The organism is Kitasatospora sp. P5_F3 (genome assembly GCF_054049135.1).
Window position 1 is genome coordinate 75,429 of record NZ_JBFUMY010000005.1, and the last position, 23,927, is coordinate 99,355.

The window sequence follows — 23,927 nt, forward strand, 5'->3', positions numbered from 1 at the left end:
CCATGAGACCCCGCAGCCTCCTCGCCGCCGTCACCGTGGCCACCGCCCTCGTCACCACCGGGTGCAGTGGCAGCGCCAAGCAGGCCGACAGCACCGGCGCCGCCTACCAGTTGACCGACACCACCCCCGCCGCCACCGGTCAGCTCGACTCGTTCACCTGGTCGCTGTTCGGCGAGCCGACCACGATCGACTACGCGTACGCCTTCGACTTCCCGCCGAACCAGATCCTCGCCAACGTCTGCGAGAGTCTGCTGCGCTGGAACCCGGACCTGACCACCTCGCCCGGCCTGGCCAGCGCGTTCAGCAACCCGACGCCGACCAGCTGGGTCTACCAGATCCGCCCCGGCGTGAAGTTCCACGACGGCACGGTGCTCACCGCCGCCGACGTGGTCGCCTCGCTGCGCCGCAACATGGACCCGGAGGTGGGCAGCGTCTGGGGCAACCAGTACCGCAACGTCGAGTCGATCGAGCCTTCCGGACCGCTGGAGGTCACCGTCACGCTGAAGGCACCCGACGCCACCTTCAACAAGTACCTGGCCGCCGGGCCCGGCGTGGTGGAGTCGGCCGCGACGCTGGCCAAGGCGGGCAAGGACTACGGCACCCCGGCGGGTGGGGTGAACTGCACCGGGCCGTTCTCGTTCGGGTCCTGGACCTCGGGCCAGTCGCTGGTGCTCAAGCGGTTCGAGGACTACTGGAACCCGCAGTTGAAGGCGAAGTCCGCGCAGGCGAAGTTCGTCTTCCTGGCCGACCCGACCACCCGGGTCAACGCCTTCCGCACCGGTGAGGTGGACGGCGGCTGGATGGTCCCGGCCGGCGCCTACGCGCAGTTGAAGTCCACGCCGGGCGGCGCGCTCTACTTCGGCCAGAACACCACCGTCGCCACCGAGGTGGTCAACAACCTCAAGGGCCCGCTGGGCGACGCCCGGGTGCGGCAGGCGCTGCTGATGGCCGTCGACCGCAAGGGCATCGTCAAGGCCGGCGCCGCGGGGGTCGGCGAGGTGGCCAAGTCCCTGGTGACGGCGAACAACTGGAACGGTGCGCCGGGCGCGGCCGACCTGCTGAAGGCGCTGCCCGAGTACCCGTACGACCCCGTGAAGGCGAAGACGCTCGCCGCCGAGGCCGGGGTGAACGGCCAGAAGGTGGTGATCGCGACCAGCCCGCTGGACTCGCAGACCACCATCATCACCCAGGCCGTCGCGCAGGCCGCCACCGCGATCGGGCTCAAGCCGGAGATCAACACCATCGCGGCGGACAAGTACAGCGCACTGTTCACCGACGCGGCCGCGCGGGAGGGCATCGACCTCTTCCTGACCTTCTGGTACACCTCGATCACCGACCCGCTGGACATGTTCGGCTCGCTGCGGACCGACGCGTTCAGCAACTACGGCGGCTGGTCCGACCCGAAGTTCGACGCCGCCGTCGACCGGGCCATCGGCTCCTACGACCTGGCCGCGAACGCCGCCGCCAAGGGCGAGGCCCAGCAGATCGCGATGACCCAGCTGCCCTGGCTGCCGCTGTACACCGAGCCGGTCAGCGTCTTCATGGGCAAGCGGATCACCGGTGTCCGGCCGTCCATCGCCTACCTCTACTACCCGTGGGCCGCCGAGATCGGCGCCAAGGGATGACGCCGACCACCCTTCTTCGGGCGGCCGGGTCGGCCGCGCGCAGACTGCTGGGCATGGCGGTGACCCTGCTGGTCACCTCGTTCCTGGTGTTCTCCTCGCTCTACCTGGCGCCCGGTGACCCGGCGAGCTTCCTGGTCAAGGGCCGGAGCGCGAGCCCGCAGGAGCTGCTGGCGATCCGTCAGCAGTACGGCTTCGACGACCCGTTCCCGGTGCGCTACTGGCACTGGCTGGAGGGCGTGCTGCACGGTGACCTCGGCCGCTCGTACCTGTTCCACCAGAGCGTCGGCGAGGTACTGGCGGCCCGGCTGCCGGCCACCCTGCTGCTGGTCGGGGTGGCGGCGCTGCTGATCGCCGTGTTCGGCGTCGGCGCCGGGATCGTCGGCGCCCTGCGGCGCGGCACCCGGACCGGGTCCGCCGTGCTGCTGCTGGTGACGGTCGGCGCCGCGGTGCCGTCCTTCGTCGCGGCGATCGTGCTGCGCTCGGTGCTCGGGGTACAGCTCGGCTGGTTCCCCACCATCGGCAACGGCACCGACCTGCTGGACCGGCTGCACCACGTGGTGCTGCCCGCGGTCGCCCTCTCGGTCACCTTCATGGCCCTGGTCACCCGGGTGACCCGCTCGTCGATGCTGGACGAACTGCGGCGCGAGCACGTCGAGGTGGCGCTCAGCCGGGGGCTGCCCCGGCGGACCGTGATCCGGCGTCATGTGCTGCGCAACGCGCTCGGACCGATCGTCACCGTGGGCGGGCTGCTGGTCTCGGGGATGCTGGTCAGCACCGCGATCGTGGAGACCGCGTTCGGCATGTCCGGGATCGGCTCGTTGCTGGTCCAGTGCGTGGACCAGCTGGACTTCCAGGTCGTCCAGGCGATCGTGCTGCTGGTGGTGGCCGTCTTCGTGGTCGTCAACACCCTGGTGGACCTGGTCCATCCGCTGATCGACCCGCGCGTGCGCGCGGCCGGAGGAGCCCGGTGAGTATCTCGACTTCCCTGCTCGGCAGCCCGCTCGGCGCGCTGCGCCGGATCGGCGGTGGCCCGCTGACCCGGGTCAGCACGCTGGTCCTGGTCCTGTTCGTGCTGGCCGCGCTGTTCGCACCGTGGCTCTCCCCGCAGGACCCGACCTACGGCGAACTGGGCAACAACTTCGCGGCCCCGAGCCCCGAGCACTGGCTCGGGACGGACGGCGGCGGGCACGACACCTTCTCGGCGCTGATCGAGGGCACCCGCACCAGCCTGGTCGGCCCGCTGGCCGTGGTGGTGTTCGCCACCCTCGGCGGCATCGCGGTCGGCCTGTTCACCGCCTGGCGCGGCGGCTGGGTCGACACGGTGGTGGGCAGGGTGCTGGACATCCTGTTCGCCTTCCCGGCCCTGCTGCTGGCCATCCTCGCCGTCGCCCTGTTCGGCAAGGGGCTGACCGCTCCCGTACTCGCGATGGCGGTCGCCTACCTGCCGTACACGGCACGGCTGGTACGCAGCCTGACCGCGCAGGAGAAGGTGCGGCCGTACATCGCCGCGTACCAGGTGCAGGGCCACTCGGCCCTGTTCGTGGCCCTGCGGCGACTGCTGCCCGGCATCATGCCCACCGTGCTGGCCCAGTCGACGGTCAACTTCGGCTACGCGCTGCTCGATCTCGCCGCCCTGTCGTTCCTCGGGCTCGGCGTCCAGCCGCCCACCCCCGACTGGGGCGCGATGATCAACCAGGGGCAGGCGGCCGTGCTGCAGGGGGAGCCGCTGTCGGCGATCGTCCCGGCCGTCGCGGTCGTGCTGGTCGTGGTCGCCTTCAACGTCGTCGGGGAGCACCTCGGCGACCGGCTCGCGGGGAGGGAATCCTGATGCCGATTCTTGAGTACGAGGCACTGGACGTGGCCCTGCCCGGGATGGCCCGGCCGATTCTGGACGGCGTCAGCCTGAGCGTCGCCGAGGGCGAGGCCGTCGCGCTGGTGGGGGAGTCGGGGTCCGGCAAGTCGGTGACCGCCCGCGCCGCGCTCGGCCTGCTGCCGGCCGGCGCCCGGGTGAGTGGCCAAGTACGGGTCGGCGGCGCCGAGTTGATCGGTGCCGATGCCGACACCGTGCGCGCGGTGCGGGTCGGCAAGGCGTCCATGATCTTCCAGGACCCCCGGGCCGGCATCAACCCGGTGCGCCGGGTCGGTGACTTCCTCACCGAGCAGCTGCGGCTGGTCGGCGGCCGGTCCAAGGCGGAGGCGGAGGCCCGGGCCCTCGAACTGCTCGGCGCCGTCGGCCTGCCCGACCCGCCCCGGCACCTGCGCCAGTACCCGCACCAGATGTCCGGCGGCATGCTGCAACGCGTCATGATCGCCGGGGCGCTCACCGCCGACCCCCGCCTGCTGCTCTGCGACGAACCCACCACCGCACTCGACGTCACCACCCAGGCCGAGATCATGGCGATCCTGCGCCGGCTGCAACGCGAGAACGGCCTCGGCCTGCTGCTGATCACCCACGACCTGGACCTGGCCGCCGCCACCTGCGACCGGATCTACGTGATGTACGCCGGGCGGATCGTCGAGACCGGCACCGCCGCCGAACTGCTGGCCGCACCCCGACACCCGTACACCGCAGGCCTGTTGGGCTCCTCGCCACCGCTGCACGGCGAGCTCACCCGGCTGGTGCCGATCCCCGGCAGCCCGATGAGCCTGGCGCAGAGCGCACCCGGCTGCGCCTTCTTCGACCGTTGCCACTTCGCGCAGCCCGGACGCTGCGACCAGGCCGCGCCGCCGCTGGCCCCCCTGGGGGCGGGCATGGTCGCCTGCCACCGAGCGGACGAACTCGCCAACCCAGCTGCCCAGGAGATCCGTTGACCACCGACCCCGGCCTGCTGCTCCAGGTCAGCGGCCTGCGCAAGACCTACCCGTCCGGAGGAACGACGGTCGTCGCGGTCGACGACCTCTCCTTCTCGCTGCGCCCCGGGGGAGCTCTCGGCATCGTGGGCGAGTCCGGCTCCGGCAAGACCACCACGGCCCGGATGCTGGTCGGCCTGGAACGCCCCGACCAGGGCGAGATCCTGGTCCAGGGCACCCCGCTCGCGACCCGGGTACGGGGGCGGGCGGCGCGGCTGGCCCGCGCCAAGGCGGTCCAGATCGTCTTCCAGGACCCGTACCTCTCGCTGGACGGCCGCCTCAGCATCGGCGACACGCTGGACGGCGTCCTGCGCCTGCACAACTCGCCGTCCGGCGCGGACCGGGCAGCCCGGGTCAGGGAGCTGCTGGCCCAGGTCGGCCTCGGCGACCGGGAAGCCGCCGCGCTGCCCCGCCAGCTCTCCGGCGGGCAGCGCCAACGCGCCGCCATCGCCCGGGCGTTGGCCGTCGAGCCGGCCGTCCTGGTGCTGGACGAGGCGGTCTCGGCCCTGGACGTCTCGGTCCAGGCCCAGGTCCTCAACCTGCTCTCCGACATCCGCCGCGACACCGGCATCGGCCTGGTCTTCGTCAGCCACGACCTGGCCGTGGTCCGCTACGTCTGCGACGAGGCCCTGGTGATGTACCGCGGCCGGACCGTGGAGCACCAGCCGGTCACCGACCTGCTCAGCACGCCCCAACACCCGTACACCCGCCTGCTGCTGGCCTCCGTACCCCGTCCCGACTGGGACCCGGAGGCGATCGGTGAGCAGCGCCGCGACCTCGTGGCGGCCGACGCCCTGGTTCCGTAGACACGCGAAAGCCCCCGGCCGCAGTTCGCGAGGCCGGGGGCTTCGTCGTGCCCGTCACACGTCGGTCAACTCGCCCAGCCCCAGGGTGCGCAGGGTGTGGTTGGCCATCTGCAGGTGGCCGACGGCGTTGGGGTGGGCGGGGTCGTCGAGCCAGGGGATCGGGTCGGCGCCGTCGGGGAAGCGGGCCAGCCAGTGGGCCTCGTGGTCGACCAGCAGGGCGCCCGTGTCGTGGGCGATCTCCCGGACGGCCTGGCAGTAGGCGGGGAGTTCGGGCCGGGCGGTGCGGCCGCTGACACTGGTCAGCACGGGGGTGTGGAGCACGATCTGTGCTCCGTCGGCCCTGGCGATGATCGCCCGCAGGTTGGTGTGGAACGCGTCGAGCCCGGCCAGCCCGGCGCGGGCGTCGTTGGTGCCCAGCGAGATCGACAGCACGTCCGGGGAGAGCCGGCCGATCAGGTGGTCGTAGCAGCCGAGCACGTCACCCGCGGACCAGGCGGAGACACCGGAGTTGACGACCAGGTCGGTCAGCCGGTCCAACTGCCAGCGGATCCGCTCGTGGACGTGCTCGACCCAGCCCCGCGCGCCGTAGGTGTGCCGGACGGCCTGGGTGATGCTGTCCCCAGCCGCCACCCAGGTCATCGGCGCCGCCGACAGTTCGATCACGTGACCATCCCTCTGTTCGTTTCTGGTGCGCACGCACCTTGCGCTACGGACCTTATTCGATCATGACGGATCGGCCACCGGCCGGCTCAGTTGCCGGGGCGGCTGCCGCGCAGCAGGACGGTTGCCGTGGCGGCGTGGGTGTTCAGGAGGTTGACGGTGCGCCGGTTTCCGTTCCGGAGGAACGGCAGTACGGCGAGGGCGGGCACGGTGGCGAGCACCGTGATCAGCAGGACGGGAGCGAGCAGGGCCACCAGCAGCACTCGCTGCAGGTGGCCGAGCACACGTGGGCCGAGGGGCAGCAGGGGCATCGAGGTCTCCAAGCGCCGGGACGAACAGTGGGGACGAACGTCGCACGCCCGCAGGTTCATCGCCGTTGTTCGTCCGGCCCGGCCCTGGTGAACCCTGAACAACCGGCGGTTGTTCGGCGATAATGCCGAACAAGGATCCGTGGTGTCAGGGGGACGGGTGACGCAGGGGAACCGGGGTGGTCGCCCCTTCGGACCGGTTCGAGCGGAGAGCCGGGAGGCGGCGGAACTGGCCGAGTTCCTCCGCGACCTGGTGCGGGCCGGCGGAAGGACGCTGACCGAGCTGGCCGGCGCGCTGGGCAGGTCCCAGGGCACGGTGAGCGAGTACCTGGCCGGCCGGGTCCCGGACGAGACGTTCGTGAAGTCGGTGGTGGCGGCCACCAGTCGCGACCACCGCGACCAGATCCGAGCGCTGACGCTGCTTCGGGCGGCCCGCAACCCCGCTCCGCAGCGGGCACCCGTGCCACGTGGCTCCGCCGATCCGGAGGAGCGTCAGGGCCACCTGGAGAGCCTCTTCCAGCGGCTGACGCAGGCCGAGGGCCAGCGCGACGAGCTGCGGGTGACCCTGGACACCAGCAACAAGCTCGTCATGCTGCTGGTGGGCATGCTGAACAAGCTGCAGGAGCGAGTCGGTGAGCTGACCGAGGAGCGCAACACTCTGCTCGGGCACCGCGAGGAGATCGCGCGGCTGTACGCGGCTCAGCAGCAGCTCGAACGGGCTCATGGCCAGGAGCGCCAGGCGGTGGGCGAACTCATCCGGGTCGAAGCCCGGCGCAGCGAGGCGGAGCGCCTGCTCGCCCAAGTGCTGGAGCAGGTCGGCCGATTGTCGGGGCAGGTCGCGTCGCTGGAGGGGGCGGTGGGTGCCCGCGCGGCCGGGCATTCGGCAGGTGCCGGCCCGGTCGTGCTGGACGAGGTGGCGGACCCGGTCGGCGAGGACATCGGCCGGGCACTGGCGCGGGTGTCCGAGATCAACGAGGCGGACGAGCGTACGGTCCGGCGCATCACGGACGAGCTGGACCTGACGGTGCCTCAGGCGCTCACTCCGCCGCCCGAGGACGACGAGGAGGAGGACGAAGAACCGGACCAGGAGCACGGCGGGGAGGGCGCGGGCGGACGGATCGTCACGTTCTACTCCTACCGGGGCGGCGCAGGCCGGACCATGGCCCTGGCGAACTGCGCCTGGATCCTGGCTGCCAACGGGTACCGGGTGCTCGCCGTCGACTGGGATCTGGAAGCGCCAGGTCTGCACCACTACTTCCACCCCTTCCTCGATCCCGCTGTCATCGAGAACGGCGAGGGCGTCGTAGGGCTGCTCCGCAAGTACCGCGGCAGGGCGCGGAAGAGGCGGCGCCAGGGCGGTGAGGAGTGGTTGCGTCGCGCGGCCTGTGTCCGCAGCTTCGCGCACACCATCGCCTGGACCGGCTTCCCCGGCGATGGGCGCCTGGATCTGCTGCCGGGCGGGCGGGCCGATGCGGTTTCGGGTGAGGGCGTGGACTTCTTGGCGGATGCGTTCGTCGATGCCCTGCGAGAGGACTTTCGTCACCACTACGACTACGTGCTGATCGACTCCCAGACCGGTGCGTCCGACCTCACCGAGGTCTGCCTCGTTCAGCTGCCCGACGACCTGGTGGTCTGCTTCACCCTGGGGGACCAGTCGATCGCGGGCGCCTCCGAGGTCGCCCGGTTCGTCCAGGACCGCGAGATCCGCGTCCTGCCGGTGCCGACGCGCGTCGACGACGGCGAGAAGGAGAAGGCGGACGCCGGCCGGGCACTCGCCCGGGCCCGGTTCTCCGGGCTGCCCGAGGGGCTGGTCGAGGAGGATCTCGCCCACTACTGGGGCTCGGTGGAGATCCCGTACCGGCCGTTCTACGCCTACGAACAGATCCTGGCCACCTTCGGCGACCAGCCCGGCATGCCGACCTCGATGCTGGCCGCCTGCGAGCGGCTGACCGGGGTCATCACGGAGGGACGGGTCGCCGCGCTGGCCCCGGTGAACGAGGAACTGCGGCTGCGGTACCTGGACGCGTTCACCCGGCGGGGGCCGGTCGTGCCCGCCGACGTCTGCGTCTCGTACGTGCCGGAGGACCGAACCTGGGCGGACTGGATCGAGTCCGTCCTCACCCGGGCCGGCTTCCGGGTGCTGTGCCGGAATCTCCTCGATCCGGACCCGCGCCAGGAGACCCTGCCCGGCATCGACGCCACCGACCGGACCGTCGTGGTGCTCTCGGCCGCCTATCTGAGGGCGCCTCAGGCCCGGGCGCTGGGGGAGTCGGCGGTCGGGTCCGACCCGTCCGGCCGCGAGCTGGTCGTGGTCCGGGTCGGTGATGTCCGGCCCACCGCGCCGTTCAGTGCCCGGATGCCGGTCGACCTGATCGGCCGCGACGAGCCCCAGGCCACCCAGAGCCTGCTGCGCGCGCTCGGCCGCAGTGACGTCGTGCCCGACGACGTTCCCGGCTACGGGCCGCGCTTCCCCGGCACCCGGCCGTCGTACTGGTCGATGCCGCAGCGCAACCCGTCCTTCACCGGCCGGGCCAAGGAGTTGGAGGAGCTGCGCGAACAGCTGGTCGGCGGGCCGATGGTGCTGCCGACGCCACAGGCGCTGTACGGGCTCGGCGGTGTCGGCAAGACCCAGCTGGCGATCGAGTACGCGCACCGCTACATGTCGTCCTACGACCTGGTGTGGTGGATCGACGCCGAGCAGACCGTGCTCATCCCGATGGCGCTGGCCGAGCTGGCGGCCAGGCTCGGGCTGCGGGTCGGCGACAGTGTCAACGAGGCCGCCGAGGCGGCCCGGGAGGCGCTGCAGTGGGGCAACCCGACCTCGCGCTGGCTGCTGATCTTCGACAACGCCGACGAGCCGGACGAGATCCGCCGGTTCCTCCCCGGCGGTTCCGGGCACATCCTGGTGACCTCGCGGAACCAGGCCTGGTCGGAGCAGGCGGGTCTGCTCGAGGTGGACGTCTTCACCCGGGCCGAGAGCGTCGAACACCTCACCCGGCGCACCCGGGGCCTGTCCAGGGCCGACGCCGACCGGGTGGCCGAGGCGGTCGGCGACCTGCCGCTGGCGGTCGAGGCGGCCGCCGCCTGGCTGGACGCCACCCGCACCCCCGTCGACACCTACATCCACCAGCTCCAGCAGGCGTCCGGCAGGGCCCTGGCGGTCGGCGGCCCGGCCGACTACCCGACCCCGGTCGGGGCCGCCTGGAACGTCTCCATCGCCCGGCTGAGCGAGCAGTCCCCGGCGGCCGTACGCCTGTTGCAGCTCTGCGCGTTCTTCGCCCCCGAGCCGATCTCGATGGACCTGTTCCACAGCGACCAGATGATCAAGTCGCTGGCGCCCTACGATCCGACGCTGACCGACACCCTCATGCTGGCCAGGGTGCTCCAGGCGGTCGGCCGGTACGCGCTGGTCAAGGTGGACACGAGCGGCAACAGCTTCCAGATGCACCGGCTGGTGCAGGCGGTGGTCCGCTCCGAGATGGACGAGAGCGCCCGCGAGGATGCGATGCACGAGGTGCACCGCATCCTGGTCGGCGCCCGCCCGGCGCTCGGCGACACCGACAACCCCGCCAACTGGCCCCGGTTCGAGAAGATCTGGCCCCACCTGGCCCCGTCCGGGGCGCAGGACTGCGACGAGCGGGAGACCCGCGAGCTGCTGACCGACCGGGTCCGCTACCTGTGGCAACGCGGTGAGCTCGACCGAGCCGGCGAGCTCGGCGCCGCCCTGGACGCGGCGTGGACCGGCAGGCTCGGTGAGAGTGACCCGCAGACCCTGCTGCTGCGCGTCCAGATCGCCAACGTGCAGCGCTCGCAAGGTGAGTTCGCCAAGGCACTGGCCCTGGACGAGGCCACCCTGGCGCGTCAGCGGGCGCTGCTCGGCGAGCACCACCCGTACACCCTGATGACCGCCGCCTCGCTCGGCGCCGACCTGCGCGCACTCGGCCGGTTTGATGCGGCCCTCGACCTCGACCGTGAAATCCTGGACCAGTTCCGGGAGTTGTTCGGCGACGACAACACGCGCACGCTCTCCATGGCGAACAACCTGGCCATCGACCACCGCCTGGTCGGCGACAGCGAGGCCGCCCGCGCACTCGACCAGGACATCTACGACCGCCGCACCGCCGTACTCGGCGCCACGCACCCGAACACGCTCGCCAGCAAGTCCGACCTCGCCCGCGACCTGCGCGACCTCGGCGACTACAAGGGTTCGATCGACCTGCTGCGGGAGCTCGCCCAGGAGCTGGCCGACGTGCCTCAGGCCGACCAGCCGGAGGACCTGCGCAACGCCAAGTCCCTTGCGGTGTCGCTCCGTCAGGCCGGCCGGCTGCGGGAGGCCGGGCAGCTCACCAGGCAGACCTACGAGCGCCACCTGGAGCGGTACGGCGGCGACACGCCCGATGCGCTGGCCTGCGCCCTCAACCTGGCCGCCGACCACAGTGCCGCCGGCGACCAGGAGGCCGCCCGGGACCTGTGCCTCACGGTGCTCGACGGCCACCGCCGACTGTTCGGCAAGCAACACCCGTTCACGCTGGTCTGTGGCAACAACCTCGGCCGCTACCTCCTGGGCAGCGGCGACGTCGAGGGCGCCATCGGCCGCGGCCGGGACGCCGTGGCGGGGCTGAGCCGGTCGGTCGGGACGCACCACCCGTACACCCTCAACGCGATGGTCAACCTGGCCTGCTCCTTCGGCGCGGTGGGGCACCACGACGAGGCGGAGCAGCTGGAGCTGGCGGCGTACCAGGGGCTGAGCGAACGGTACGGCGTACGTCACCCGGACGCGGTCGCCTGCCGGGCCAACCTGGCCGTCACCCTGCGGGACCAGGGCCGATTGAACGAGGCCGTCGAGCTGCGGGCGGACGCGCTGGCCGCGCTGCTCGGGCAGTTCGGTGACGAACACCCGTACACGGTGGCCGTGCGCCACTGGCGACGGATCAGCCGGGACCTGGAGGTCCAGCCGCTCTGACAACGCTGCGAGCTCAGGCCGACCCGGGTCACCCGGGAGGGCGAAGGTTCGGCCGCGTCGGGCGCCGTCGGCAGGGCCGGACCAGGCCGCCGGGGATAGCTTCGTGGACGAACGTGGGCGCCGACCCGCGCAGCCCACCGCCGTCCCGATGGAGACCCCATGCGGATCCCCGCGACCCTGGCCGCCGCCCTGACGGCCGCTCTCGTCCCCGTCACCGCCCAGGCCGCCCCGTCCCCGCAGCCTGCCCCGCCGTACGCCCGCGACCTGGCCGTGACGGTCGCCGCACCCAATCCGGCCGCCCCGCCCGGCGCCACCGTGCCGTTCACCGTCGTGGTCTGCAACCACGGCACCGAGACCCCGCAGACCGCGGCGACCCTGGTGGTCAACGGGCCGCCGGACGAGGGCATGGAGATCTCCCCCGAGTCGGGCCAGGCCACCGACGGTGGCTGGAACTGGATCCGGGTCCCGGTCGCCGAGGGGCTCCAGCCGAACCAGTGCAGCCACGTCAAGCTGCGCTCACGCACCATCAGCGGCCTGGCCGGACCGAAGAGTTACCCCGGTGGCACCGCCGAGGTCAGCTGGGACGGCGAACAGAACCCGGTCGACAACCTCGCCACCTGGACCTCCGAGATCGCCAGCCCGGTCACCGGTGCCTATCTCTCGCTGGTCCGGCCCCCGCTGCCCGCCGCCCCCGGCGACCCGGCCGACTTCGAGGTCGAGGAGCGCAACCTCGGCCCGTCCACCGACTACCCGTGGCGCGGCCGCCTGGTCGCCCAACTGCCGCCCGGTTCGACCTTCCTGAGCTCCGCGCCGGACGGGGCCCCGTGCGAGTTCTCGGCCGACCGCTCCACCGCGACCTGCCCCGACACGGTCAGCAACACCTGGTCGTGGCGGAACCGCGGCTTCGCCGTCCGGGTCAGCCCCACCGCCCCGCACGGCGGCAAGGTGACGGCCACCCTGACCTACGAGGCCCCGGCCGACCCCGCGCCGCACGCCTTCGTCCTGAAGGTGGACATCCCGGTCCTGTGACCCTCCGTCAGGCGGGCCGGCTCCGAACGCCGCCGGCGGAGCGGGCCCGCGTGACGGCCGGCCGGGAGAGGACCGTGACGGCCAGGGAGACCACGGCGACGGCGGTGATCGCGGCCCCCGGAGCGAGGTACTGGGCGGCGCCACCGGCGATCGCGGCGCCGAGACCCTGCCAGGTCATCCGGCCGGCCGACTCGACCCCCTGGACCTGGCCGCGCACCGGATCGGGGGTGAGCTCGAGCAGCTGCTCCTGCAAGGGCAGGGTGGCCGCGAACCCGACACTCGCGGCGAACACCGCGACCGTCACCACCGCGATCGGGGGATCCAGCACGAACAGCAGGTACGGGACGGCGAGCAGCAGCCGCAGGGCGTACGCGTAGCGCCGTCGCCGGTCTGCGGTGAGCAACCGGCCGACGGCCAGGTCACCGACCAGCAGGCCGGCCGATCCGGCGGCCAGCAGGGTGCCCGCGTGGTCGGGCGCATAGGAGAGGAACAGCGCCTCGCAGCCGACGATCAGGCCGTTGGGGACCCAGAGGTTCAGCAGCAGCGCCCGTTGCCCGGGGTCGGCGAAGAGCGCGGCGTTGGTGCTCCAGGTCTGCCGCAGCCCGGGCCGCCGGGTCAGCCGGATCGAGTGGTCCCGGACGGTGGCCGCCAGCACGACCAGGCCGAGCGCGGTCAGGACCGCGGCCAGCACGAAGACCTGGTGGGGGCTCAGCTGCCGCAGGAGGACGGCGCCGATCGCGTAGCCGAGCACGGCCGTACCACCCGAGGTGATGTTCATCAGCGAACGGGCCATCGCGTAGGCGGAGGCCGGGACCACCTCGGCGAGCAGCCCCATCCGGGTACCGGTGCCCAACGACTGGAAGAACCCCAGCGCCAGCAGCAGCCCGAACCGGGCCACCAGTGGCAGCCCCGGTATCGACTGCGCGGCGACACCCAGCAGCGAGAGGCCCTGGAGCGCGACGACGGTGCGGCGCGGGCGGCGCCCGTCCGCGACCGACATCAGGGTCAACGCCCCGAGCACGGCGGCGAACGTGGCGCCGTACATGCTGACCGCCGTCAGGAACGGCGAGCTGGTCTGTCGGCTGACCAACGTGCCAAGGGCGAAGCCGGACAGGGTACTTGCGCCGACCGTGAGGGTGAAGCCGACATACAGACCGGTGAACTCGGTGATACGGAGCAGGTCACGGTAACCGGTGACGGCAGGCGCCCCGGGCAGAGGAGTGTGAGAAGGCATGAAAAAAGCCTCCGGACACCCGCACTTGAGGGGCACGCCGAAGGCCAACACCCGCATTCTAGCAGCAGCGGCCGTTCGATACGCTGGTCAGCGGTGTTGCGCCGACGAGAGGAACTTCGATGGGATTCAAGCGCTTGCTGGCCGGACTCGGTGCCGGAGGTGCCTCGGTCGAGACGGTCCTCGCGGACCCGAACGTGCTGCCCGGCGGCATGCTGCGCGGCGAGGTCCGGATCCAGGGCGGCAAGGTGGACCAGGCGATCGAGGGCCTGACCCTCAGCCTGCAGGCCCGGGTGGAGGTGGAGGGCGGCGAGAGCGAGAGCCACCAGAACATCCGCTTCCAACAGCACCGTCTCGGTGGCGAGTTCGAGCTGAAGGAGGGCGCGCTGCACGCGGTGCCGTTCGCCTTCCAGGTGCCGTTCGAGACGCCGGTGACGGCGGTGGGCGGGCAGCAGCTGCGCGGCATGGTGCTCGGGGTGCACACCGAGCTGGCGATCGACCGGGCGGTCGACGCCGGTGACCTGGACCCGATCGCGGTCCATCCGCTGCCGGTGCAGCAGGGCATCCTCGACGCGTTCGGGCGGCTCGGGTTCCGCTTCAAGGGCGCGGACCTGGAGCGCGGTCAGATCCGCAACACCCGGCAGCGGCTGCCGTTCTACCAGGAGATCGAGTTCTTCGCGGCACCGCAGTACCCGGGGCTGAGCCAGGTCGAGCTGTCGTTCGTCGCGGACGAGCACGCGGTGGACGTGGTGCTGGAGATGGACAAGCGCGGCGGCCTGTTCACCGAAGGATCCGACACCTTCCGCTCGTTCACCGTGGCGCACGCGGACGCGGCCGCGACGGACTGGGCGGACTACCTGCACCAGTGGCTGCACTCGGTCGGCGGCCGGCGCGGCTGGGTCTGAGCCGGCTCCCCGGTCAGGTCTGCCGGGAGGACTGGAGATGGGCGAAGACCACGACGTTGTCCGTGTAGTCCTTGCGCTGCCGGTCGTACGCGCCGCCGCAGGTGATCAGGCGCAGCTGGGCGGTGTCGGTGTCCGCGTACACCTGCTGGTCCGGGAAGCGGTCCTTGGGGAAGGTCTGGACCGAGTCCACCGCGAAGGTCGCGACGATGCCGTCCGTGCGGGTGATGTCGATCGTGTTCCCCGGGGTCAGCAGGTGCAGCATCAGGAAGACCGCGGGGCCGGTCGTGGTGTCCACGTGTCCGGCCACGACCGCGCTGCCGCGTTCGCCGGGTGAGGCGCCGTCGCGGTACCACCCGACCAGGTTGCGGTCCTCCTTGGCCGGGGCCTCCAGGGCACCGGCCCGGTCCAGGCCCAGCTCAACGAACGGTGCCTCCACGAAGAGCTGAGGGATCCACAGCCTGACCGGGCGGGAACGGGGCAGCGCGGGCGCCGCCGGGGCGGCGAGGGAGGACGCCCGGGCGGTGGGGGCGGCGGCCGGGGCGACGGCGGCCACCTGACGGGGCGCCACCGGGCCGGTGTCCACGGACTGGTACATCACCAGGAGCCCCAGAGCGGCTGCCCCCATCGCCCACCAGAAGGGCCTGAGACTGCCTGCCTCCCGGGCGGCCGGAGACCCGGTCGCGCGTTCACCGTTCGGCGCTGTCTGACGGCCCATCGGGTCGCCTCCTCTCGCTGGGCGCTGGGTCGGAGTGGTGCGAACTCTGCGGACGCCTCGTCGTGGCCGCCGCCCGGGGCGACGACCACGACACGAGGCCTGCGGGCCGGCCTGGTCAGGCCGGGTCGGCGCCGGCGTTGCGGCGCCGCAGGGTGTAGGCACCGACGCCGAGGCCGCCGGCCAGCAGGGCGACGCCCGAGGCCAGGCCACCGCCCGAGACGGCCAGGCCGCCGCCACCGGTGTGGACACCGCCGTGCGGCTTCTGGCCCTGCTGCCAGGACGACTCCGGCTCGGCGGCCGCCTTGTCCTTGGCGGCCTCGTGGTCCGGCTTCTTCTCCTGGGCGGGCGGCTGGTCCGGCACCGCCTTCTGCACCTCAGGGGCGGCCGGGGCGGCCGGGGCGGCCGGAGCCTCCTGCCACATCTTCTGGTCGTCGACGGCGCGGGGCTGCTGCTGGGTCGTCTGGCCGTCGGGGGCAGCGGGGGTGGTATCGGCCTGGGCGGCGGGAGCGCCGAGGACGAGGATTGCGGCGGCGGCCGCTCCGGCGAGCAGAGCGCATTGAGAACGCATGGGGAACTGGATCCTTCCGGCGCAGCCGGACGACTGCCGACACTTCGTCGGCTGAAGGAGACGTTGGCGCGCCTCACTCACCGTCAGTTGCCGGGCAGCGGAGCGCCACCGGGGAGCTCATCCGGGTGAGGGCGGCAGGTCCGTTCGGGGTGCCGGCTCGGCCGTTGGAATGGGTGCCGCACCCCGGTGGAGCGCTCGGCCGCGCCGTCCCAGGACTTCCGTGCGACAGATGGAACATGCTGTCGCACCGTCAGATCATCAGCCGGAGAAAGCTCCTGTCCGTCGCCGGGGTGACCCTGCTGGCCGCCGCAGCCTGCGGCGCGCCACCCGGCGGCTCGGGCGACGTGGGCCCCGCTTCCCCCGCCCCGCTCCCGCCCGCCGCCGCACCTTCGCAGCCGGAAGCCCCGAGCACCGCTGCGGCCCCGAGCCCGGCCCCCGCCCCCAGCTCGGCCAAGCCGGCGCCGAGGGCGGTCGGCAATCCGGTGTACGAGCTCCCGGCCACCGACAAGCTGGTGGCCCTCACACTGGACGACGGCCCGGACCCCACGCACACTCCCGCGGTGCTGGCCCTGCTGCGGAAGTACGGGATCCGGGCCACCTTCTTCCTGGTCGGCGAGAACGCCGCCGAACACCCCGCCCTGGTCCGCGAGATCGCCGGTGAAGGCCACCACCTGGCGAACCACACCTGGACCCACCCCGACCTGCGCCACCTCTCGGAGACCCGGGTCCGCGACGAGCTGGAGCGCACCTCCGACCTCCTCCAGGCCGCCGCCGGGAAGCCCCTGACCTGGTTCCGGGCCCCCGGCGGTGACTGGTCACCCGTCGCCCTGCGGACCTGCTCGGAGCTGGGCATGCGCCCGATGGCCTGGTCGGTGGACCCCCGCGACTGGGCCCGCCCCGGCATCTCCCTCATCACCGACCGCGTTCTGAAGGCGGTCCAGCCCGGCTCGATCGTCCTGAACCACGACGGCGGCGGCGACCGCTCGCAGACCATCGAGGCACTGCGGACCTACCTGCCGGTGCTGATCGACGACGGCTACCAGTTCACGGCCCCGCGCTGACCCGGTTCCACGGAGCGGCATGGAGATGCAGGCGGGCCCGAGTCTTCCTATGGTCGATGTACAGGAGTGCGGCGCAGGAGAACCAGGTTCCCCGGCACTGACCGCGACGACTCCCCAACTCGCTCAGGAGATGACCCGGCGTGACGACTTCATCCGAAACCCCAGTCCTCGACACCCTTGCGGCCATGACCGTCGACTCGATCGAACGCTGCGGTCTGCCGGCGGACAGGCTCATCCTCACGCGCATCGCCGCGCTCGTCGCCATGGACGCACCGCCGATGTCCTACCTCGCCCACATCGGCCCCGCCGTGGAGTCCGGCCTGACGGTCGATCAGGTGCAGGACGTCCTGGTGGCCATCGCACCGATCGTGGGCACCGCCCGGGTGATGTCGGCGGCCACCCACCTCGCCGAGGCGCTCGGATTCGCCATCGCAGTGGCCGAAGCCGAAGTCGAGGCCGAACTCGGAGCGTAGGCCCATTACCCGATCAGCAGGAATGGAGACACATCATGTCCTCATCTACGAGCGTCCGCGGTGACGGTTCCTCGAGCGTGGCCAGTGGCCTGGTCGTCTTCGCCGCCGTGATGCTCCTGATCTCGGGCACCCTCAGCATCCTCCGCGGGATCATGGGGATCGTCGAGGACGACGTCTTCGTGCGAACTCCGAACTACGTCTTCAAATTCGACCTGACCAGTTGGGGCTGGATTCATCTGGGCCTCGGCGTCCTCGCCGTCGGCGTAGGCGTCGGGTTGTTCCGGTTGGCCTTCTGGGCCCGGATCCTCGGAGTGGCCCTGGCAGCGCTGCTCATCATCGCCAACTTCCTGTCCATCCCGTACTACCCGTTCTGGTCCCTCACCGTGATTGCCGTCTGCGGTTTCGTCATCTGGGCCCTGTGCGTGTCCGGCCGCGACGACGGTAGCCGGGCCACCTGACCGGGCTGCGATCGTCACCGGCGGCGGCGGTACCAGACCACCGAGACGACTGCCGCGGCAGCGAGCAGCAGAAGCACCCCCGTGCCCCACGAGTTGTCGGCGATGCGCAGGTCGGCGAGGAACACCACCAGCACCGTCCCCACGGTCAGGATGCAGGCGCCCAGTGTTCGCAGGGCCACCAGTACGGCGCCGGGGCGCACGGCGAACCTCGTCTTCGCCGAAGGCTCTGTCTCGGTGTCGCGATCAAGCGCGAAGTACGCGATGGCGCGCTCGGCGAGCTGGTTGGTCGAACGCCGGTACATCTCACCGCATGCGGGCACCCACACGAACGGCACCACCAGGCCCACGAGGAGCAGGACAGTCAGGCCCGCCCAACCGGCTGCCTTGCGCAGTCCGCCGCGCGGCTGCTCCTCGGGTACGAGCAGGCCGAGCAGGTAGGCCTGTCGTCGGACGGTGCTCCACCAGCCGGCCCGGGTCCCGTCGTCCGTGGGTGCCCGCTCCGCCTCCCGCAGCGCCACCTCCGCTTGGGCGACATCCGGATACACGCCCTGGATCACCAGCAGGTCGGCCGCCATGTCCTGGTCGCGCGGGTCACGGCCGGCCAGGGCGGCGAGCTCGAGCACCATCCTCAACTGGGCCAGGAGCGCGGCACAGAACGCGATCGGCAGCAGCACCATGAACGGACCCCCGAGGAAGGCCCCCTCCACGACGGCCCGGTGAACCCCACGTCGGATCACCCCGACGGCGGGTTCACCGGTATCCGCCTCGGGGTCCGCCGCCCGCCGAGCCCGAAGCTGCGCGACGGACTCGGCCGCCCGAGTGCCGAGGAACTCCACGGCGAACACGGCCATCCGCTCCGGCATGTGGCGGGGATCGGCCCGGACCGTGCGGAGCAGTCTCCCCGTAGAGCCGCTCGCCCCCTGCCCGGCACTCTCACGCTCGTCCATCGTCGGCAGCGTAACCGGACGGTCGTGCCCAGCCAGTCGACCCGGTCTCTCCCATCGACGAGTTCACCCGAATACCTGTCGACTACCTGGCGACCCGAAATCCGGGGCCGACCGATGCGGGCGCGGCGGGTCAGGAGTCGCGCCAGTGGCGGCGGCCGACACTGATCAGGCGCAGCTGACGGCGCGCCACCCGGCTGATTCGCAGGTCGAGTTCGGGGTGGTCCTCGGGGACGTCCAGGAAGGCCGTCGCGGTCGACACCAGGTGCTCGACGTAGAGCTCGGCGAGCATCAGCAGGTCCTCCGCGCTCCAGCCCGCCGAGGCCGGCTGGTCCGCCAGTGCGGCGGCGACCTCGTCGGCGAACCGGGCCAGCTCCGCGCCGATCGCCTCGCGCACCGGCCGTACGCCGCCGTGCCGTTCGCGCGCGAGGAAGCGGATGTGGGCGCGGTGCTCGCGGACGTGCGTGGCTACGACGTCCACCGCGCGGTCGATCAGCTCCTCGGCGTCGTCGGGCCCGGCCAGCACCGCGAGCACCATGCCGTGCAGGCTGGCCAGGGACTCCTCGACCAGCGTCACACCCAGGTCGGCCATGTCGCGGAAGTGCCGGTAGAAGCCCGCCGGGGACATCCCGGCCTCGCGGGTGACCTCGCGAACGCCGAGGCTGCTGAGGTTCTGACCCTCCAGCAGGTGCAGCGCGGCATCGAGGAGGGCGCGCCGGGTCTGTTGCTTCTGGGCCTGCCGGGGCCCCAAGGTGTGACTCACGTCATTCAGTAAACAACTGTTTGCTGACTTTGGCCAGCGTAGAGTGAGAACTCAGCGAACAGTCGTCAACTCAACTGTTCGCCGAATCCTGCCGAAACGACCAAAGGGGTCCGCAGATGTCACTTCTCGCCGTGCTCGTCGCCCTCGCGGTACTGGGCGGCGCGGCCGTACACGCCTCCGGTCCGGTGTTCACGGCCGCCTGCTGCGCCATCGCGGCCTGGCTGGCCGTCTTCGCCGTCCGCGAGCAGCTCGCCCGTACTCGGCGCCACTGAACCCCGAGAGGAGTCACCACCATGAACGCCACCACCACCTCTGCCCGCAGCGACGTGGACGGCATGGCCGTCGCCTCGTTCGTCCTGGGCCTGCTGGGCCTGCTCTTCTTCAACCTGGTGCTCGGCCCCTGCGCCCTCGTCCTGGGCGGTCTCGCCCTCGCCCGCGGCACCCGACGCCGGGGCCGCGCACTGCTCGGCCTGACCCTCGGCGCCGCCGACCTGATCGTGCTGGCCGCCACCCTCAACGCCGGGCACGGCACGCTCTGGCAGCTCGGCGGCTGAACGGCGGAGGGTGACGTGTGGTCAGTTGCCGGTGTCGAGAGGCTTCAGGAACCGGCGCTCGTACCGCCTGATGCACCCGGTGGTCCGTGCCAGTTCGAAGGCCGCCAGACACTCGGGGTCGGTGAAGCTGGCGTTGCGGTACTGCTCGTACTCGGCGAGGCTGCCGAAGGAGAAGAGGGCGTAGGCGATGTCGCTGTCCCCCTCGCTCGGGAGGAAGTAGCCGTGGTGGTCGCCTCCGAAGCGGTCGACCAGTTTGACCCAGCGGCGCCCGTACTCCTCGAAGTCCGCCAGCTTGTCGGGGTCGATCTCGTACTTCAGGTGCACGGTGATCATGCGAGTACTGCCTCTCCGTAGGTCGGGGTGGTCTGAAATCCTCCTGCCACGGGAGTCCTTCGCACCAGTGACGAGAACGCCCGAAGCCATCGATTTCCCGCCACCGTCCCAGACCCGGACGAGCCACTCGGGTCAGCCCGTGGTGCCCTGTCGGAGCGGGCCCGTCCACTCCTTGGACGAGGAGAAGAAGCACAGCGTCTCGCGGTCGTGGGCCAGCCACCAGCCGGGGGCCTGCGGGTAGAGGGAGATATCGACGGCTTCGTCCGGAAGCGCGGAGAGCTTGAGGGTCCCGTCGTTCTTCCGGGCGGCGCACAGTCTCTGTGAGGCTTCGGAGACAGCGTCCTCGCCGGGGAAGCCGATGCCTCCCGGGATGCTGACCTCGGTGTAGACCTCCGCCCGGTGGGGCTCGTCGCAGGAGACGACCGTGACCCTGGAAGGCAGCTTCTGCTGTGCGTCGACGTAGTCCCGCAGGCAGTCCCCTGCCCTGAGATACCACTCGCTGGCCGGGCCGTCTGCGGCGGGCCGGCCGTCGGGTCCGCGTTCCGGACCGGTCGTCAGATCAGTGAAGACCAGCCAAGCCAACAGTGCCAGCAGGACGGTCACCAGGAACTGGCCCGCAGCGAGCACCAGGCTCGTGATCGCCAGGCCGAACCCGCGCTGGGGCCGGCGCCTCCTGCGGAGCAGCGCCGCGACGGCGAACCCGGCCGACAGTGCCCAGAGCGGGAGGACGAAGCCGACCAGGCTCAGGACGAACGAGGTGACGGCAAGACCGCTCCAACTGCGCGCATCCGGACTGTCGTTCGGCGGCAGGGCGACTGATGCGGCGTCAGTCAGGATGTCCCCGGGGGCCGGAGGGGCGAACGGGTCCGCGGCCGGCTGCTGGGCGAGGAGCGTGGCGGCGTGAGGCTCGCCGGGTTCGTTCGACACGGGGGAGGTCCTGGATATTGGTGGGAGCAACGGTCTCTGACGGACAGCCGGGCGACTCTAGCCGGCGCAGTACGCGCGGCAGGTCCTCCGGACCACGCCGGTGTCGTCGCACGCCTCGCCGGAAACGGCGGGAATCGCACACCTTGCGACATGTGACCATCCCCGGCCGTGAGACCCCGTCAGGAGCTCTGCGCCCGTCGTCTGGCGCGGTATGCGCTGGCCTTGGTCCGGTTCTGGCACGCGAGATCGCAGAAGCGGCGGGAGGCGTTGCGCGTGGTGTCGAAGAAGACCAGCGAGCATTCCTCGGCCTGGCAGGCGCCGAGCCTGGCCGTCTGGCCCACTCCGATGACCATGGCCAGGGCGGTTCCCATGTCCGCGGCCCACGCGTCGACGAGGTCTGCGTCGGCCCGGTGGAAGGAGAGGACGAGGGGTCGGTGCGGATCGCCGTGCAGGTTGGGTACGGCGTGGTGCCGTACCAGGAGCTGGTTGAGCCGTGCGGCAGCGTCGAGGATGCGGTCGCCGGCGCCGAAGGACGGACGCAGTTCGGCGGCGACCCCGGCCAGTCGGTCGGCGTCGGCATCGGTCAACGACAGGGGCGGCCGACCGGCCGCGGCCATCCGGTCGGCCTCGTCGGCGGTGAGCAGGGAGGGCGCGCGCCCGGCTGCGGCCAACTGGTCGGTGAGCGCGGCGAGTCGGTCGTCGCCGCCGGAGGGTGGCGTGACCGGGCGGCCGTGGGCCGAGGTTGCGGTGAGGCAGTTCACCAGGAGGGCCGCCAACTCGACCCGCCAGCCGATGTGACTGTCTAGATCGGGTTGACCAGTGATGCGCCATGCTTCTATCGTCACTGTCATATCCTACCTAGACAGTGAGGATTTCGCGATGTTCGAGCTGTTGGCCCGTCAGATGTGGCATCAGACAGAGCCGGTGAACGCCGTGCTCTACCTCGCTCCCGAAGCCCAGGAGGAGGCGGCGAAGCCGTGGCGAGCGCTCGGGGAGGCGGGCGCCGGCAGGCTGACCCACCTCAACCGCCCCTTGCTGGGCGCGGTGTTCGAGTCGGGGATGCTGCCCCCGGCGAGCACCCTCGGCATCGGCAAGGTCCAGGTGCCCGCATGAAGCTGGAGCGACTCACCGCGGACGAGACCCACGCCCGCGCCGCCGAACTGATCGAGATCTACGGCGCTGCGTTCAGCGAACCGCCCTGGAACGAGGACGGATCCGGCATCACCGCCTTCGCCCGCCGCCTGACCACGGACCTCCGCCGTCCGGGGTTCGTGGCGGTGCTGGCCAGTTCGGACGGCGTACCCGCAGGTTTCGGTACGGCTTGGCCGACGCCACGCCCCTTCCCGACGGGCCGCGCCTACGACCGGGTGCGGGCCGCCCTCGGCGACCAGGTGGTGACGCGGCTGGCCGGGGCACTCGAGGTGGACGAACTCGCGGTCGGCCCGCACGCTCGCAGGCAGGGTCTGGCGGGCCGCATCCTGCACCTGCTGTGCGCCGACTCGGATGACTCCTGGCTGCTGACCTCACCGAAAGCGCTGGACGCGATCAGGCTCTACGAGGCGCACGGCTGGCAGCGCCTGACCGGGCCGGCGGACGTCGTGGTGTTCGCTCGCCCGCCACGCGCTCGCGACACGGAAACGACCCTCACGTATCTGGAAATGAACGACCCCGGCGACCTGCGGCCCGGCAGAGCCGTGCCCGCTCTGTCGCTCCACCGCGTGGACGGTACCTCCCCGCTGCTGCACGCTGCGCTGGCCCGGATCGGGAGCGACTACGGGTGGGGGAGTGCGACCCGCTCCGCCCAAGGATGGCGGGAGCTGACGCTGGCTCATCCGCTGCGCCAATTCTGGCTGATCTCGCTCGGGAGCACGACCGCAGGGGTCGCTGCCGTGGAGCCCCAGCCCGGTGGGGACGTGGAGATCGTCACGTTCGGGTTGTTGCCCGAGTACATCGGCCGGGGCCTCGGCGGTCCCGCGCTGACGCTGACGGTCCGACAGGCATGGGCGAGCGAGGCCGTGGAGGCAGACGCGGTGCACCGGGTCTGGCTGCGCACACGCTCGCGCGACCATCCGAACGCACTGCGCAACTACCGGCGCCGGGGCCTGAGGGTCTACCGCACCGAGGTTCAGCTGTAGCGCGGCAGCTCGTCAGCGTGGTCACTCGCCGGTGTCGAGGGGCTTGAGGAACCGGCGTTCGTACCGCCTGATGCACCCGGTGGTGCGGGCCAGTTCGAAGGCTGCGACACACTCGGGGGCGGAGAAGCTGGCGGTATCCCGCCACCGTCCCGGGCGGACGAACCGCCCGGGCGGGGCGTGGCAGGCTGACGCTCGGTCAACCGTCGTAGCGGGTGAGGGCTGAGGCGATGATGGCGGCGGCCATGCCGTGGCGGGGGTCGAGGCCCGCCAGGACGGAGGCTGGTGGGTGGCGCCGTTGAGGGGGAGCCCGGGGAGTCCGTTGACCTCCAGCAGGTGCAGGCCGCCGTCCGGAGAGAGGCGGAAGTCGGCTCTGGCCATGTCCCGCAGGCCCAGTGCGTCGACGGCCAGCCCCTGAGGTCGTAGTCGAAGACGCCGCCCGCGGCGGCGGTGGCGGGCATGGTGGCCTCCTTCGCCGTGTGCGCAAGGGAGTTGTCGGTGATGCCCTTCGAGCAGGACTCGAAGTTCGGTTTGACGATGACGGGGAACGGCAGACCGCTCAGCGCTGTCATCGCTGCGTCCGGCGGGAGGAACGGCGTGAGGAACACCGAGGGCGGGGTCG

General features: G+C 71.7%; 25 protein-coding genes and 1 pseudogene. 15 read left to right on the forward strand and 11 right to left on the reverse strand.

Annotated features, from left to right (window positions below; genetic code table 11):
- Positions 1–2: 2 nt before the first annotated feature.
- The 5 genes from ACXJMZ_RS03645 to ACXJMZ_RS03665 are packed head-to-tail and all read left to right on the forward strand — an operon-like array spanning position 3 to position 5,281.
- The gene (locus ACXJMZ_RS03645) at positions 3–1,625 is read left to right on the forward strand and encodes an ABC transporter substrate-binding protein (protein ID WP_457028509.1); all 1,623 of its coding nucleotides are present in this window, start codon (positions 3–5) and stop codon (positions 1,623–1,625) included.
- Positions 1,622–2,596 (forward strand): ABC transporter permease, encoded by a 975-nt coding sequence (locus ACXJMZ_RS03650; RefSeq protein ID WP_457028510.1) that lies wholly within the window; start codon positions 1,622–1,624, stop codon positions 2,594–2,596. The genes ACXJMZ_RS03645 and ACXJMZ_RS03650 overlap by 4 nt, the downstream gene beginning before the upstream one ends.
- Positions 2,593–3,453, forward strand: coding sequence for an ABC transporter permease (locus tag ACXJMZ_RS03655; protein WP_457028511.1), 861 nt, complete (start codon positions 2,593–2,595; stop codon positions 3,451–3,453). The genes ACXJMZ_RS03650 and ACXJMZ_RS03655 overlap by 4 nt, the downstream gene beginning before the upstream one ends.
- The gene (locus tag ACXJMZ_RS03660; RefSeq protein WP_457028512.1) at positions 3,453–4,436 is read left to right on the forward strand and encodes an ABC transporter ATP-binding protein; all 984 of its coding nucleotides are present in this window, start codon (positions 3,453–3,455) and stop codon (positions 4,434–4,436) included. The genes ACXJMZ_RS03655 and ACXJMZ_RS03660 overlap by 1 nt, the downstream gene beginning before the upstream one ends.
- A complete protein-coding gene (locus tag ACXJMZ_RS03665; protein WP_457028513.1) occupies positions 4,433–5,281 on the forward strand; it encodes an ATP-binding cassette domain-containing protein in 849 nt (282 codons plus the stop codon). The genes ACXJMZ_RS03660 and ACXJMZ_RS03665 overlap by 4 nt, the downstream gene beginning before the upstream one ends.
- A gap of 54 nt (positions 5,282–5,335) precedes the next feature.
- On the opposite strand, the gene ACXJMZ_RS03670 is transcribed toward ACXJMZ_RS03665, so the two are convergent.
- Both ACXJMZ_RS03670 and ACXJMZ_RS03675 read right to left on the reverse strand, forming a co-directional pair.
- The gene (locus tag ACXJMZ_RS03670) at positions 5,336–5,944 is read right to left on the reverse strand and encodes an SGNH/GDSL hydrolase family protein (RefSeq protein ID WP_457028514.1); all 609 of its coding nucleotides are present in this window, start codon (positions 5,942–5,944) and stop codon (positions 5,336–5,338) included.
- Positions 5,945–6,030: 86 nt separating this feature from the next.
- On the reverse strand, positions 6,031–6,252 hold the full coding sequence (locus tag ACXJMZ_RS03675) for a dTMP kinase (RefSeq protein ID WP_457028515.1): 222 nt from the start codon (positions 6,250–6,252) through the stop codon (positions 6,031–6,033).
- Between the two features lie 157 nt (positions 6,253–6,409).
- Here ACXJMZ_RS03675 and fxsT point away from each other — a divergent pair, with 157 nt between their 5' ends.
- Together fxsT and ACXJMZ_RS03685 are read left to right on the forward strand one after the other, a co-directional pair.
- Entirely contained in the window at positions 6,410–11,212 is a 4,803-nt protein-coding gene (gene fxsT, locus ACXJMZ_RS03680; protein ID WP_457028516.1) for an FxSxx-COOH system tetratricopeptide repeat protein, read from the forward strand.
- Between the two features lie 159 nt (positions 11,213–11,371).
- The gene (locus ACXJMZ_RS03685; RefSeq protein WP_457028517.1) at positions 11,372–12,241 is read left to right on the forward strand and encodes a hypothetical protein; all 870 of its coding nucleotides are present in this window, start codon (positions 11,372–11,374) and stop codon (positions 12,239–12,241) included.
- A 7-nt stretch (positions 12,242–12,248) separates the two neighbouring features.
- On the opposite strand, the gene ACXJMZ_RS03690 is transcribed toward ACXJMZ_RS03685, so the two are convergent.
- Positions 12,249–13,475, reverse strand: a complete 1,227-nt coding sequence (locus ACXJMZ_RS03690; RefSeq protein ID WP_457028518.1) for an MFS transporter — start codon at positions 13,473–13,475, stop codon at positions 12,249–12,251.
- A 119-nt stretch (positions 13,476–13,594) separates the two neighbouring features.
- Between ACXJMZ_RS03690 and ACXJMZ_RS03695 the strand changes: the two genes are divergently transcribed.
- Positions 13,595–14,377, forward strand: a complete 783-nt coding sequence (locus tag ACXJMZ_RS03695) for a sporulation protein (protein ID WP_457028519.1) — start codon at positions 13,595–13,597, stop codon at positions 14,375–14,377.
- 13 nt (positions 14,378–14,390) lie between these two features.
- On the opposite strand, the gene ACXJMZ_RS03700 is transcribed toward ACXJMZ_RS03695, so the two are convergent.
- A complete protein-coding gene (locus ACXJMZ_RS03700; RefSeq protein WP_457028520.1) occupies positions 14,391–15,092 on the reverse strand; it encodes a class F sortase in 702 nt (233 codons plus the stop codon).
- Positions 15,093–15,207: 115 nt separating this feature from the next.
- Positions 15,208–15,660 (reverse strand): hypothetical protein, encoded by a 453-nt coding sequence (locus tag ACXJMZ_RS03705; RefSeq protein ID WP_457028521.1) that lies wholly within the window; start codon positions 15,658–15,660, stop codon positions 15,208–15,210.
- A 236-nt stretch (positions 15,661–15,896) separates the two neighbouring features.
- Between ACXJMZ_RS03705 and ACXJMZ_RS03710 the strand changes: the two genes are divergently transcribed.
- The 3 genes from ACXJMZ_RS03710 (at position 15,897) to ACXJMZ_RS03720 (ending at position 17,652) form a co-directional block, all read left to right on the forward strand.
- On the forward strand, positions 15,897–16,721 hold the full coding sequence (locus ACXJMZ_RS03710; RefSeq protein ID WP_457028522.1) for a polysaccharide deacetylase family protein: 825 nt from the start codon (positions 15,897–15,899) through the stop codon (positions 16,719–16,721).
- Between the two features lie 140 nt (positions 16,722–16,861).
- Positions 16,862–17,194: a carboxymuconolactone decarboxylase family protein gene (locus ACXJMZ_RS03715; RefSeq protein WP_457028523.1), complete on the forward strand. Its 333-nt coding sequence runs from the start codon at positions 16,862–16,864 to the stop codon at positions 17,192–17,194.
- Positions 17,195–17,229: 35 nt separating this feature from the next.
- On the forward strand, positions 17,230–17,652 hold the full coding sequence (locus ACXJMZ_RS03720; protein WP_457028524.1) for a DUF7144 family membrane protein: 423 nt from the start codon (positions 17,230–17,232) through the stop codon (positions 17,650–17,652).
- 14 nt (positions 17,653–17,666) lie between these two features.
- Here the strand turns inward: ACXJMZ_RS03720 and ACXJMZ_RS03725 are convergent, their stop codons facing one another.
- Together ACXJMZ_RS03725 and ACXJMZ_RS03730 are read right to left on the reverse strand one after the other, a co-directional pair.
- Positions 17,667–18,599 carry a hypothetical protein gene (locus ACXJMZ_RS03725; RefSeq protein ID WP_457028525.1) on the reverse strand — a complete coding sequence of 311 codons (933 nt, stop codon included), beginning with the start codon at positions 18,597–18,599 and terminating at the stop codon, positions 17,667–17,669.
- Positions 18,600–18,729: 130 nt separating this feature from the next.
- Positions 18,730–19,359, reverse strand: coding sequence for a TetR family transcriptional regulator (locus tag ACXJMZ_RS03730; RefSeq protein ID WP_457028526.1), 630 nt, complete (start codon positions 19,357–19,359; stop codon positions 18,730–18,732).
- A 116-nt stretch (positions 19,360–19,475) separates the two neighbouring features.
- On the opposite strand from ACXJMZ_RS03730, the gene ACXJMZ_RS03735 reads away from it, so the two are divergent.
- Together ACXJMZ_RS03735 and ACXJMZ_RS03740 are read left to right on the forward strand one after the other, a co-directional pair.
- Positions 19,476–19,631: a hypothetical protein gene (locus tag ACXJMZ_RS03735; protein WP_457028527.1), complete on the forward strand. Its 156-nt coding sequence runs from the start codon at positions 19,476–19,478 to the stop codon at positions 19,629–19,631.
- 21 nt (positions 19,632–19,652) lie between these two features.
- Positions 19,653–19,913 carry a DUF4190 domain-containing protein gene (locus ACXJMZ_RS03740; RefSeq protein WP_457028528.1) on the forward strand — a complete coding sequence of 87 codons (261 nt, stop codon included), beginning with the start codon at positions 19,653–19,655 and terminating at the stop codon, positions 19,911–19,913.
- Positions 19,914–19,934: 21 nt separating this feature from the next.
- Here ACXJMZ_RS03740 and ACXJMZ_RS03745 read toward each other — a convergent pair whose 3' ends face one another.
- The 3 genes from ACXJMZ_RS03745 to ACXJMZ_RS03755 form a co-directional block, all read right to left on the reverse strand.
- Positions 19,935–20,246 (reverse strand): NIPSNAP family protein, encoded by a 312-nt coding sequence (locus ACXJMZ_RS03745; protein WP_457028529.1) that lies wholly within the window; start codon positions 20,244–20,246, stop codon positions 19,935–19,937.
- A 132-nt stretch (positions 20,247–20,378) separates the two neighbouring features.
- Positions 20,379–21,173 carry a hypothetical protein gene (locus ACXJMZ_RS03750; RefSeq protein ID WP_457028530.1) on the reverse strand — a complete coding sequence of 265 codons (795 nt, stop codon included), beginning with the start codon at positions 21,171–21,173 and terminating at the stop codon, positions 20,379–20,381.
- 179 nt (positions 21,174–21,352) lie between these two features.
- Complete coding sequence (locus tag ACXJMZ_RS03755) at positions 21,353–22,018, reverse strand: CGNR zinc finger domain-containing protein (RefSeq protein ID WP_457028531.1); 666 nt, start codon at positions 22,016–22,018, stop codon at positions 21,353–21,355.
- A 34-nt stretch (positions 22,019–22,052) separates the two neighbouring features.
- On the opposite strand from ACXJMZ_RS03755, the gene ACXJMZ_RS03760 reads away from it, so the two are divergent.
- Together ACXJMZ_RS03760 and ACXJMZ_RS03765 are read left to right on the forward strand one after the other, a co-directional pair.
- A complete protein-coding gene (locus ACXJMZ_RS03760) occupies positions 22,053–22,286 on the forward strand; it encodes a hypothetical protein (RefSeq protein ID WP_457028532.1) in 234 nt (77 codons plus the stop codon).
- Positions 22,283–23,308 carry a GNAT family N-acetyltransferase gene (locus tag ACXJMZ_RS03765; protein ID WP_457028533.1) on the forward strand — a complete coding sequence of 342 codons (1,026 nt, stop codon included), beginning with the start codon at positions 22,283–22,285 and terminating at the stop codon, positions 23,306–23,308. Before ACXJMZ_RS03760 ends, ACXJMZ_RS03765 begins: the two co-directional genes overlap by 4 nt.
- A 21-nt stretch (positions 23,309–23,329) precedes the next feature.
- Here ACXJMZ_RS03765 and ACXJMZ_RS03770 read toward each other — a convergent pair.
- Positions 23,330–23,437, reverse strand: a pseudogene (locus ACXJMZ_RS03770) (NIPSNAP family protein); the annotation flags it as partial.
- Positions 23,438–23,927 lie beyond the last annotated feature (490 nt).